Annotated in this window: 12 protein-coding genes; 6 read left to right on the forward strand and 6 right to left on the reverse strand. The window is 71.5% G+C overall.

Annotated elements, in window-relative coordinates; translation table 11 throughout:
* Both ETD96_RS32330 and hrcA read right to left on the reverse strand, forming a co-directional pair.
* Nucleotides 1-196 (reverse strand): DnaJ domain-containing protein (locus ETD96_RS32330; protein WP_171069340.1); only part of this gene is annotated, 196 nt, incomplete at its 3' end.
* A 1-nt stretch (nucleotide 197) separates the two neighbouring features.
* Nucleotides 198-1211, reverse strand: a complete 1014-nt coding sequence (gene hrcA, locus ETD96_RS32335) for a heat-inducible transcriptional repressor HrcA (protein WP_138640283.1) — start codon at nucleotides 1209-1211, stop codon at nucleotides 198-200.
* Between the two features lie 203 nt (nucleotides 1212-1414).
* On the opposite strand from hrcA, the gene ETD96_RS32340 reads away from it, so the two are divergent.
* On the forward strand, nucleotides 1415-2227 hold the full coding sequence (locus ETD96_RS32340) for a DUF3097 domain-containing protein (RefSeq protein ID WP_240808382.1): 813 nt from the start codon (nucleotides 1415-1417) through the stop codon (nucleotides 2225-2227).
* 186 nt (nucleotides 2228-2413) lie between these two features.
* On the opposite strand, the gene hemW is transcribed toward ETD96_RS32340, so the two are convergent.
* A complete protein-coding gene (gene hemW / locus ETD96_RS32345) occupies nucleotides 2414-3622 on the reverse strand; it encodes a radical SAM family heme chaperone HemW (RefSeq protein WP_138640285.1) in 1209 nt (402 codons plus the stop codon).
* Between the two features lie 30 nt (nucleotides 3623-3652).
* Complete coding sequence (locus ETD96_RS32350) at nucleotides 3653-4045, reverse strand: antitoxin YezG family protein (RefSeq protein ID WP_240808383.1); 393 nt, start codon at nucleotides 4043-4045, stop codon at nucleotides 3653-3655.
* A 207-nt stretch (nucleotides 4046-4252) separates the two neighbouring features.
* On the opposite strand from ETD96_RS32350, the gene ETD96_RS32355 reads away from it, so the two are divergent.
* From ETD96_RS32355 to ETD96_RS45210, 3 genes are all read left to right on the forward strand, one after another.
* Nucleotides 4253-5161, forward strand: a complete 909-nt coding sequence (locus ETD96_RS32355; protein ID WP_138640287.1) for a hypothetical protein — start codon at nucleotides 4253-4255, stop codon at nucleotides 5159-5161.
* Between the two features lie 76 nt (nucleotides 5162-5237).
* A complete protein-coding gene (locus ETD96_RS45205; protein WP_171069341.1) occupies nucleotides 5238-6644 on the forward strand; it encodes a hypothetical protein in 1407 nt (468 codons plus the stop codon).
* Nucleotides 6645-6814: 170 nt separating this feature from the next.
* A complete protein-coding gene (locus tag ETD96_RS45210; protein WP_171069342.1) occupies nucleotides 6815-7375 on the forward strand; it encodes a DUF4870 domain-containing protein in 561 nt (186 codons plus the stop codon).
* A 23-nt stretch (nucleotides 7376-7398) separates the two neighbouring features.
* On the opposite strand, the gene lepA is transcribed toward ETD96_RS45210, so the two are convergent.
* Nucleotides 7399-9279 (reverse strand): translation elongation factor 4, encoded by a 1881-nt coding sequence (gene lepA / locus ETD96_RS32365; protein WP_138640288.1) that lies wholly within the window; start codon nucleotides 9277-9279, stop codon nucleotides 7399-7401.
* Between the two features lie 204 nt (nucleotides 9280-9483).
* On the opposite strand from lepA, the gene rpsT reads away from it, so the two are divergent.
* A complete protein-coding gene (rpsT, locus tag ETD96_RS32370; RefSeq protein ID WP_138640289.1) occupies nucleotides 9484-9753 on the forward strand; it encodes a 30S ribosomal protein S20 in 270 nt (89 codons plus the stop codon).
* Between the two features lie 57 nt (nucleotides 9754-9810).
* Entirely contained in the window at nucleotides 9811-10347 is a 537-nt protein-coding gene (locus tag ETD96_RS32375) for an RNA 2'-phosphotransferase (protein ID WP_138640290.1), read from the forward strand.
* Here ETD96_RS32375 and ETD96_RS32380 read toward each other — a convergent pair.
* Nucleotides 10289-10816, reverse strand: a complete 528-nt coding sequence (locus ETD96_RS32380) for a hypothetical protein (RefSeq protein WP_138640291.1) — start codon at nucleotides 10814-10816, stop codon at nucleotides 10289-10291. The genes ETD96_RS32375 and ETD96_RS32380 overlap by 59 nt on opposite strands.
* Between the last annotated feature and the right edge of the window lie 139 nt (nucleotides 10817-10955).

Raw genomic sequence — 10955 nt, forward strand, 5'->3', positions numbered from 1 at the left:
GGTCGTACATCTCCCGCTTCTTGGGGTCGGAGAGCACCTCGTACGCCTGGGTGATCTCCTTGAACTTCTCCTGGGTCTCCGGATCCGGGTTGACGTCCGGGTGAAGCTCCCGCGCCAGCCGGCGGTAGGCCTTCTTCACCTCGTCGGCGCTGGCGTCGCGCCGGACCCCCAGGGTCGCGTAGTAGTCGTTCGCCACCTTACGACCCCGCCAGGATCTGTCCCACGTAGCGTGCCACTGCCCGTACCGCTCCCATCGTGCTGGGGTAATCCATGCGTGTAGGCCCGAGTACTCCGAGCCTGGCCAAGGTGAGGTCGCCGACCCCGTAGTCCGCGGCGACCACCGAGGTCGATCGGAGCCCCAGGTCGGGGTTCTCGGTGCCGATCCGCACCGTAACTGTAGAGGAGTCGCCGGTCTCGCCGAGCAGCCTCATCAGCACCACCTGCTCCTCCAGCGCCACCAGGACCTCCCGCAGGCTCTGCGAGAAGTCGACGGCGGCGAGGTTGGCCGCCCCGGCGAAAACGATCTTCTCCTCGTGCTTCTCGACGAGCGTCTCCAGCAGCACCGACAGCACCGCCGCCGCGACCGGCCGCTCGTCCGGCCCCACCTTCTCCGGAAGGTCGGCGACGGCCGTCGGCACGTCGCCGAGGCCGAGCCCGTCCAGGCACGTGTTGAGCAACGCCCGCAGGTGCCCGATCGATTCCTCGGAGATCGCGCCCGGCGTCTCGATGACCCGCTGCTCCACCCGCCCGGTGTTGGTGATCAGGACGAGCAGCAGCCGCCCCTCGGCGACCGGGACCAGCTCGACGTGCCGCACCGACGAGCGGGTCAGCGACGGGTACTGCACGACGGCGACCTGCCGGGTGAGCTGCGCGAGCAGCCGCACCGTGCGGCTGACCACGTCGTCCAGGTCGTAGGCGCCGGACAGGAACGTCTCGATCGCGCGCCGCTCGGCGACCGACAGCGGCTTGATCGTCGACAGCCGGTCGACGAACAGCCGGTAGCCCTTGTCGGTCGGGACGCGCCCGGCGCTCGTGTGCGGCTGGGTGATGTAGCCCTGCTCCTCCAGCACCGCCATGTCGTTGCGGATGGTCGCGGGCGACACACCGAGGTTGTGCCGGTCCGCCAGGGCCTTCGACCCCACCGGCTCGTTGGTGGAGACGAAGTCCTCGACGATGGCGCGCAGGACGGCGAGCTTGCGGTCGTCCAGCACGGCGTCACCTCCCTCGTCCGGTCGGCCGTTCCGCTGGCACTCCATACTCTAGAGTGCCAATTGTACGGCCCCGCACCCCCGATCGGAGTGCCCGCGCACTCCCCGCACGGCGGCGCGATCCTATCCGTATCGGACGCGGGCGCCACGCCGAGGGACGAGGGGCGACGCCGCCCGGCCCTCCCGCCGGGTTAATGTGCGGACCCGTGCGCAGTAAGGACTACGGAAACGACGTGCTCGCCGGCGACTGGCGCAGGCCGCGCAAGGGACAGATCCCGGAGGTCCCGGCCGAGCCGGGGCTCGTCGCCGAGGACCCCGGCAGCGGCTTCTGCGGCGCGGTCGTCGGCTGCGACAAGTTCGGCGTCACGCTGGAGGACCGGTTCGGCAAGCGGCGCGTGTTCCCGCTGGCGAAGGCGGGCTTCCTGATCGACGGCAAGCCGGTCACCCTGGTCAGGCCCGCCGCGGCGCCCAAGGGGCCGGCGCGGTCGGCGTCCGGCTCGATCGCCGTCCAGGGGCTGCGCGCCCAGGTCGCCAAGGAGAGCCGCATCTACGTGGAGGGCGTCCACGACGCCGAGCTGGTCGAGAAGATCTGGGGCCACGACCTGCGCGTCGAAGGCGTCGTCGTGGAGTACCTCGAAGGCGTCGACGACCTGCCCGCGATCGTCGAGGAGTTCGGCCCGGACGCCGACCGCCGCCTCGGCGTCCTGGTCGACCACCTGGTGGAGGGCTCCAAGGAGTCCCGGATCGCCGCGCGGGTGTCGTCCCCGCACGTCCTGATCACCGGCCACCCGTTCATCGACATCTGGGAGGCGGTGAAGCCCGCCGCCGTCGGCATCCGCGCCTGGCCCCGCATCCCCCGCGGCATCCCGTGGAAGGAGGGCGTCATCGCCGAACTCGGCTGGGGCGACGACACCGGCGCCGCCTGGAAGCGGATCCTGAACTCGGTCAACAGCTACACCGACCTGGAACCCGCCCTTCTGGGCCGGGTGGAGGAACTGATCGACTTCGTGACTGTGTGACCCAGGGGGGCGACCCCCTGGAACCCCCGTTGCGAGCCGGTCGATCCTCACGCCACGGTTCTGGTTCTTGTGACCGTGCGGGGTCTCCTCGTGGCGCTGCGGTCGACCGGCTCGGCGGGCAGGCCCGCTGCGCTCGCCGGCGCTCGCTCCGCGTGCCTGCCCGTGGTCGGTGGCCGGGGTTCGCTGCTAGGTGAGGTCGCGGACTACGGCGTCGGCCAGGAGGCGGCCCTTGAGGGTCAGGACGGCTCGGCCCTCTGTGTAGGGGGCCGCTTCTAGCAGGCCCTCGTCGATCGCTCTGCGGATGGCCTTGTCGTCCAGGAGGGTCGTGGGGCAGCCCTGGGCGAGGCGTAGTTCGAGCATGACGCGCTCGATGTGGCGGTCGTCGTCGGTGAGGATCTCCCTGGCATGGGCCGGGGTCGTGCCCTCGGCCAGGCGGGACGCGTAGGCGGCAGGGTGCTTGACGTTCCACCAGCGGGTTCCACCGACGTGGCTGTGCGCCCCCGGGCCAACGCCCCACCAGTCGGCGCCCGTCCAATAGAGCATGTTGTGGCGGCAGGCGGCGGCCGGGTCGGACGCCCAGTTGGAGATCTCGTACCAGTGCAGGCCGTGGCCGCCGAGCATCTCGTCGGCGATGAGGTAGCGGTCGGCCATGGCGTCGTCGTCCGGCGCGGTCAACTCGCCCCGCCGCACCTGGGCGGCCAGGCGGGTGCCCTCCTCGACGATCAGCGCGTACGCCGACACATGGTCGGGCTCGGACGCGAGGGCCGCCTCCAGGGAGGCCCTCCAGTCGTCGTCGGTCTCCCCCGGCGTCCCGTAGATGAGGTCGAGGTTGACGTGCTCGAAGCCCGCCTTGCGCGTCCACTCGACGACCTGCGGGACGCGCCCGGGTGTGTGGGTGCGCTCCAGCACCGCCAGGACGTGCTCGCGCGCGCTCTGCATCCCGTAGGAGATGCGGGTGAACCCGGCCTCCCGGAGCTTGGCCACGTACGCCTCGTCCACCGACTCGGGGTTGGCCTCCGTCGTCACCTCCGCGCCCGGAGCGAGCCCGAACTCGGCGTCGATGGCGTCCAGGACGCGCCCCAGGTCGCCCGGCGGGAGCAGCGTCGGCGTACCGCCGCCCACGAAGACCGTCTCCACGGGGAGATCCGCGTCACCGAGGACGCGCCGGGCCATCCGCACCTCGCCGATGGCGGTGTCGGCGTAGGAGTCGCGGCTCGCCCCCGGACCCAGCTCCGTCGCCGTGTAGGTGTTGAAGTCGCAGTACCCGCACCGCGTCACGCAGAAGGGCACATGGACGTAGAAGGCGAACGGGCGGTCCCCCAGGCCGTCCAGCGCACTGCCGGGCAGCGCGCCGTCGGCCGGTACGGGATCTCCGTCGGGAAGCGTCGAGGGCACCCTTCAAGTCTGCCCCGCCCGACCGCCTGCTCAGGACTCGTCGAGCTTCGCGCGGAGCCAGTCAGGGATGTGGGCGGCCGTGCGGGGGAAGCGGTCGAGGTCCTGGGCGTAGGCGGAGGCGGTGAGGGGCGGGGTGAAGTCCGGTTCGCCGTCGTAGTCGAATTCGGCGCTGAACCGGCCGGAGCGCTCGATCTGGAGGCGGGCGGTGAACCAGGCGCCCTTGCCGGCGCGGTACATGACGCGGCGCAACTCGTCCATCCTGCCGATGGCCTGCCCGGGCGGGACGGCGGTGCGGCGGCCGCCATCGGCGTCCTCGACCTCCAGCGAGGCGCTGTCGATGCCGACGGTCGCGCGGAACGCGAAGTCGAGCCGCTCCCAGCCGTCGGGGGCGGCGGAGCGCAGCGCGCGGACGGCGCCGTTCACCGTTTCCCGTTCCTTCGCAGAACGCAGTACCTGCTCGGGGTGGGTCACGCTACCTCCGGGAGGTCGGGTCAGACCGTCTGGCCGCTGTTCCGACCGTACCTACATACGGGCCCAGGTCGAGCAACCGCCGCCGTGTCGTCCGGAAACCACGCGCCGGACGGCCGGAATGCAGCGTGCCGCCCCTCTTGGGTGGATAGTGTCAACGGGATGGTGGACGAGGGTGCGACCGAGCGTGGACGGGCGCCGGCGCGGGTGCTGCTGCAGGGCGGGCCGGACGGCTGGCACTGCACGGTGGTCGACGGCGCCGGCGGCGAGCGGCGTTCCGGCCTGCCCGGCCCGGGGACGCGCTGGTCGACGGGCGCCCCCGCCGAGCCGGAGCCCCCGTGGTGGCGCCGCCGCCTCGCCGAGACCGCGGAGGGGCTGCGCGAGGCGGTCGCCGAACGGCTGACCGACGCGACGTTCCGCGACCTCGGCGTGGAGGCCGTGATCACCTGGTTCGCGGTGGACGAGCCGGTCGCGTGGGAGGGGCTCGTCACGCTCCGGGAGGCCGACCCGGCGCGGTTCCCGGGCCGGGTCGCGCCCTTCGTGGTCACGCTGGAGCCGGGCCGCGGGGCGCTGCTGCCGGACGCGAGCCTGCTGTTCTCCACCCTGGCGCCCGACGCGTGGACGGCGCTCGACGGGGTCGCCGAGCACTGCGGCACCCGCCCGCCGAAGGCGTCGCTGCTGTGCGGGTGGGCCGACCACCGCAGTGTGCGGGTGGGACGCGGGACGCTGGCGCTGTCCACCGACCGGGGCGAGGACGGCGTGGAGCGGCTCGCCGAGATCTGCGGGACGCGGTCGCCCGGCTGGAGCGGCAACCCCGAGATGCGGTTCCGGCTGGACGGCGTCGACTTGCTCGACGAGCCCGCGGGCGACGTGGTCGCGCTGCTGCGGGAGCTGGGCCACGACGTCGTCCGGCGGGGCCGCGCGGTCCGGCTGGCCGCGTCGGGGCTCACCCTCTACGGGCCCGACCGGCACTGCGAGGGGGCCGGAGAGGCGGAGCGGTTCACGGCCGTGTCGCTGCAGCAGCCGGCGGCGCTGGCCGCGCTCGCGCCGCTGCACCGCAGCCGGGCCTGAGGGCTCACGGAGCCGACACCCGCGGGCGACCGGGCCGTCACCGGAACGCGACCCCGGCGCCGTACCTTTCCCGATCATGAGAAGCCGTGCGCGTCATGCCGTGCTCGCCGTCACCGGCGCCGCCCTCGCCGGTGCTCCCCTCACCCTCGCTCCGCTGCCCGCTCACGCCGCCCTCGCCAGCGGTACGATCACCGTCCACCGCGGCGGCCCCGCCCGGACGCTGCCGTTCACCGCCCGCCGGGACGGGGAGGCCGTGATCTCCTTCGCCGCGTCCGCTCCGGGCGTCTCGTGGGTCCGCAAGGGCGCCGAGTCCGCCGTGGTGTCGGTCGCGGTGGACGGGCGCCATGTGACCGACCTCGTCGTCCCCTCGTCCGACCCGATCCCCCGGAGCCTCGGGCTCGGGCGTGTCGGGAAGGGGCGCCACACGGTCACGCTTCGCTTCGCGAAGGGGAGCGCGCCCGCCGCTCGCCGCGTCACTCTCAGCCAAGCCCGCGTCCGGATGCCGGAGGCCGGCGCGCTCGCCCTGCGCCACGCGCCCATCGTCGTCGGCCGGACCGGCTGGCCGTTCGGCGACCCGTACCAGAACGCGGCCACCGACACCCCGCTGATCGCCTGGCACGAGACACGGCCCGCCGCGACGCCGGGGCACCGCGTCATCGAGTACTCGGTGGTGTGGAGCAACGAGGACGGCGGCACCGACACGCCCGCGCTGATGGCCCGCTGGGGACGGACCACCGACATCGAATGGGTGTACCGCGTCGAGGTCGACGCGGCCGGGAACCGGGTGGCCGGCACCGCCGTCTACCAGGCGCCCCTGCACCTGACGCTGAAGTTCACCGGCCGCTACGAGGGCGACCACCCGGTGCTGCAGACCTGCACGTCGAACAACAACATGTGCGACGTGATCTCGCCGGACCCGCCGCTGCGCTTCCTCCTCGACGCGTCCCGGACGCGGCCGGAGGACCGCGCCCGCGAGGCCGTCATGGACCGCGAGCCGTGGACGTACCGGGTCGCGGCGCAGGAGATGGTGCGCGAGGGCAAGATCGAGAACCCGTCCGACCCGGCGACGCGGGAGGTCGGCGACCAGCGCTCGTACCTGTTCGTGGAGTTCGCCAAGACGACGGGGGCCGCGACCGGGATCGGGTCGGTGCCAGGAGTGGCGCTCGGAGTCCGGCTGAAGGACGACCCGTACGTGCTGTACACGTCCGACCACGGCGATCCGACCTGGTCGATCGACCGGGACGGCGCCGTCGCCACCACCGTCGAACTGCCCACTGGGACGCGGGTCGCCGACATCGCGAGCATCGAGGCGCTGCGGCGGCCGACCGGGTTCGGCGACAACGGCGCCGCCGCGACGGTCACGTCCGTCAACCGGGGGTTCTTCCTGGACGAGGCGTACCTGCCGCAGCCGTCGTCCATCGCCTGGACGGGCTCGGTCACGCTCACCCGGACGGCCCCGTCCGCCGTCGTGTGGCGCCCCTGACTCCGGCTCGCGGTCCGGCCTGTGGCGTGAAACGGCCACGGGCCGGGCGATCCGGGGGAACCGGTTCGAACTTACCGAGCGTCCTAAGAGTCATACACTTCGCGCAATGGCTCGCACTTTCGCACCCTCGCACAGCGAACGCGCAGCGAACTAAGGAGAGGACGTCCGCCATGGCCTACGGGCCTCCCCCGTCGCCCGGTCAAGGTCAGCAGCCCGGCCAGGGCTGGCAGCAGCCCCAGCAGCAGGCTCAGCCCCAGGCGCCCTGGCAGCAGCCAGGGAACATGTGGCAGCAACCCCAGCAGGGGCAGCAGCCCCAGCAGCAGCCCAGCGCGGCCTGGCAGCAGCCCCAGCAGGGCGGAGGCACCGTCCAGATGCCGGGGCAGATGCACAGCGGCCAGGGGCCGGGCGGCGACGACGACCGGACGTGGGCGCTCATGGCGTACGTGGGCCAGTTCCTCGTCGGCGCCATCGCACCGGCCATCGTCTACTTCGGCAAGGCCGGGTCACCGTTCGTGCGGCGCCACGCAGCGCAGGGCCTCAACATGGGCATCGCCGCGATCGCCGTATGGTTCGTCTTCGGCCTGCTGTCCCTGGCCGTCGACGTCCTCATCTGGGTGCCGCTGCTGTTCACGGCCGCCGTGATGTTCTTCCTCGTCTACGCGGGGCGCGCCGCGAACCGCGGCGAGTTCCGCCGCGTCCCCGCCGTGGTGGCGTGGCCCATCCTGAAGTAGGCCGGGCCTGAGGAGGGCGCGGCCTACTTCTTGCCCTTGTCGGCGTCGCCGCCGCCACCACCGGTGGACAGCGCGGCGACGAAGGCCTCCTGCGGGACGTCCACCCGCCCGATGGTCTTCATCCGCTTCTTGCCCTCCTTCTGCTTCTCCAGCAGCTTGCGCTTGCGGGAGATGTCGCCGCCGTAGCACTTGGCGAGGACGTCCTTGCGGATGGCGCGGATGTTCTCACGGGCGATGATCCGGGCGCCGATCGCGGCCTGGATGGGCACCTCGTACTGCTGCCGGGGGATGAGCTCCTTCAGCTTGGAGGTCATCATCAGCCCGTACTCGCGGGACTTCTCCCGGTGGACGATCTGGCTGAACGCGTCCACCGACTCGCCCTGCAGCAGGATGTCGACCTTCACGAGGTCGGACTCCTGCTCGCCGCTGGGCTCGTAGTCGAGCGAGGCGTACCCGCGCGTCCGCGACTTCAACTGGTCGAAGAAGTCGAAGATGATCTCGGCGAGCGGCAGCGTGTAGCGGATCTCGACGCGGTCCTCCGACAGGTAGTCCATGCCGAGCAGCACGCCGCGGCGGCCCTGGCACAGCTCCATGATCGCGCCGATGTGCTCGGACGGGGACAGCAGCGTCGCCTTCACCACCGGCTCGTAGACGGCGCCGATCTTGCCCTCGGGGAACTCGCTGGGGTTGGTGACGGTGTGCTCCGTCCCGTCCTCCATGACGACCCGGTACACGACGTTCGGCGCGGTCGAGATCAGCGAGAGGTTGAACTCCCGCTCCAGCCGCTCCCGGACGATCTCCATGTGCAGGAGGCCGAGGAAGCCGCAGCGGAACCCGAACCCGAGCGCCGCCGACGTCTCCGGCTCGTAGACCAGCGCGGCGTCGTTCAGCCGCAGCTTGTCGAGCGCGTCGCGCAACTCCGGGTACTGGTCGCCGTCCACCGGGTACAGGCCGGAGAACACCATCGGCTTCGGGTCGCGGTACCCGCCGAGCGCCTCGGACGCCTGCCGGGACGCGCCGGTCACGGTGTCGCCGACCCGCGCCTGCCGGACGTCCTTCACCCCGGTGATCAGGTAGCCGACCTCGCCGACGCCGAGGCCCTGCACGGCCTTCGGCTCCGGGGAGATCACGCCGACCTCCAGCGTCTCGTGCGCCGCCCCGGTCGACATCATCAGGCTCTTCTCGCGGCGGGACAGCCGCCCGTCCACGATCCGGACATAGGTGACGACGCCCCGGTAGGTGTCGTACACCGAGTCGAAGATGAGCGCGCGGGCGGGCCCGTCCGGGTCGCCGACCGGCGCCGGCACCTCCGCCACGATCTTGTCGAGCAGCTCGCGGACGCCCTCGCCGGTCTTGCCCGACACGCGCAGCACGTCCGACGGCTCGCAGCCGATGATCCCGGCCAGCTCCTCGGCGTACTTGTCCGGCTGCGCCGCCGGCAGGTCGATCTTGTTCAGCACCGGGATCAGGTGCAGGTCCGCCTCGAGCGCCAGGTACAGGTTCGCGAGCGTCTGCGCCTCGATGCCCTGCGCCGCGTCCACCAGCAGGACCGCGCCCTCGCACGCCGCCAGCGACCGCGACACCTCGTAGGAGAAGTCGACGTGGCCGGGCGTGTCGATCAGGTTGAGGACGTGGTCGACGCCGCCGGCCGTCCAGGGCAGCCGGACGGCCTGGCTCTTGATCGTGATGCCGCGCTCGCGCTCGATGTCCATGCGGTCGAGGTACTGGGCGCGCATCTGTCGGTCCTCGACGACACCCGTCAGCTGCAGCATCCGGTCCGCGAGGGTCGACTTGCCGTGGTCGATGTGCGCGATGATGCAGAAGTTGCGGATGATCGCGGGATCGGTCTTGTCAGGCTGGGGCGCTGGCACCGGGGTCCGTTCGCAAAACTCACTGGTGGACATGGATATGTGTGCTTCCATAGTCCCATGCCGGGCGCGGTGCTCCGTGCACGGCCCGGTTTGGGGCGGGCCCCGGTGATTGGTAAGCTGTGCGACTGCGTGTGGCGTAGCGTCGTGCCCCGGGGGCACCGTCCCGCCCCCGTCCAGACATTCGTCAGAACCTGCCGGTGGCAGGCCAGGATCGCAACCAAGCTGAGGCACTACGACGTGGCTAACATCAAGTCCCAGATCAAGCGCAACAAGCAGAACGAGAAGGCCCGCCTGCGCAACAAGGCCGTCAAGTCCGAGCTGAAGACGGCGATCCGCAAGTTCCGCGAGGCCGCCGAGGCCGGCAACGCCGACGCGGCCGCCGAGGCGCAGCGCAGCGCGGCGCGCAAGCTGGACAAGGCCGTCAGCAAGGGCGTCATCCACAAGAACCAGGCCGCCAACCGCAAGTCGGCGATCGCCAAGCAGGCCGCCGCCCTGCAGGCCAAGTAGGACCGCACGCGAGGGGCCGGCCGTTCCGCGCGCCGGCCCCGACGCATGTCCGGGCCCATGGACGACCGCCGCGTGGTGAAGATCTCGAAGTATCTCGCCAAGCATCTGCGGCACCGCCCCGAGCGGATCGGGCTCACGCTCGACCCCGAAGGCTGGGCGGACGTCCCCGAGCTCCTCGCCGCCGCGGCCCGGCACGGCTTCGCGTTGACGCGTTCCGAACTGGAACACGTGGTGAACGTCAACGACAAGAAGCGTTACGAAATGGACGGAGACCGGATCAGGGCCGTCCAGGGCCATTCCGTCCCCGTCGACCTGAAACTGCCGGCGGTGTCCCCGCCGGAATTTCTTTACCACGGCACGGTGGGCGCGTCCGTCGCCGCGATCCTGCGCGACGGACTCCTGCCGATGGGCCGGCACGCCGTGCACCTGTCCCCCGACCGCGAAACGGCCCGGCGCGTCGGCGCCCGCCGCGGCCGGCCCGTCGTCCTCGTCGTCGAATCAGGGCGGATGGCCGCGGACGGGCACGAGTTCCGGGTCAGCGCGAACGGCGTGTGGCTGACCGACGCCGTCCCGCCGGAATATCTGCGCGAATGATCTCCGCGGCAGCCCAGTCGGGCAGGAGCCGCACCCATTCCGGGCCTTTCTCCGCCCCGAACAGGTACCGGTAGGGGACGAGGTCGCGAATGGCCCGATGCACGTCCAGCCGGTCGTCGATCATGTGGGTGATGCCGAGTTCCGCGCAGTGGCCGGCCTTGTCCGCCCGCTTCCGGCAGAAGCGGACGTTCTCCCTCGGCAGGCCCGTCCTGGCGTAGAAGTCATGGTGGTCGAGCCACGCCAGCGTCCGTTTCTGGATGCGCTCACCGCACTTGGAGATGATCCAGGCGCGCCCTTCGAATGCGGCGATGAGTCCCGGCAGCACCTCGTAGACGCCTTCGGTCGCCGGTGACGCCATGGCGTCCTCGAAAGTGCCGTCCAAGAACACGGTGTCGTCGTCGCCGGGCGCCCGCAGGCCCCCGTGTACGACCCGGCCGAAATCAATGCCGAGCCGAGGTTCGATGTCCATGCCCTCAACTCTCGGACTTTCACCCCTAAAGCAGAACTATCAACGAACCATCCAGCTATAGTTCACAGCTATGGACTTGAGCCGCCTCTCCACGGACGCGCTCGCCTCGTTCGCCGTCTTCGCCGACCACCCCCACCGC

Origin of the sequence: Actinomadura geliboluensis, from assembly GCF_005889745.1 — a bacterium.
Classification (GTDB): domain Bacteria; phylum Actinomycetota; class Actinomycetes; order Streptosporangiales; family Streptosporangiaceae; genus Spirillospora; species Spirillospora geliboluensis.

Excerpts from the sequence above, each read along its gene's own strand:
- ETD96_RS32380 (WP_138640291.1), bottom strand. The coding sequence starts at position 10,816 with ATGGACATCGAACCTCGGCTCGGCATTGATTTCGGCCGGGTCGTACAC.
- ETD96_RS32355 (WP_138640287.1), top strand. The coding sequence starts at position 4,253 with ATGGTGGACGAGGGTGCGACCGAGCGTGGACGGGCGCCGGCGCGGGTG.
- ETD96_RS32375 (WP_138640290.1), top strand. The coding sequence starts at position 9,811 with ATGGACGACCGCCGCGTGGTGAAGATCTCGAAGTATCTCGCCAAGCAT.
- ETD96_RS45205 (WP_171069341.1), top strand. The coding sequence starts at position 5,238 with ATGAGAAGCCGTGCGCGTCATGCCGTGCTCGCCGTCACCGGCGCCGCC.
- ETD96_RS45210 (WP_171069342.1), top strand. The coding sequence starts at position 6,815 with ATGGCCTACGGGCCTCCCCCGTCGCCCGGTCAAGGTCAGCAGCCCGGC.
- lepA (WP_138640288.1), bottom strand. The coding sequence starts at position 9,279 with ATGTCCACCAGTGAGTTTTGCGAACGGACCCCGGTGCCAGCGCCCCAG.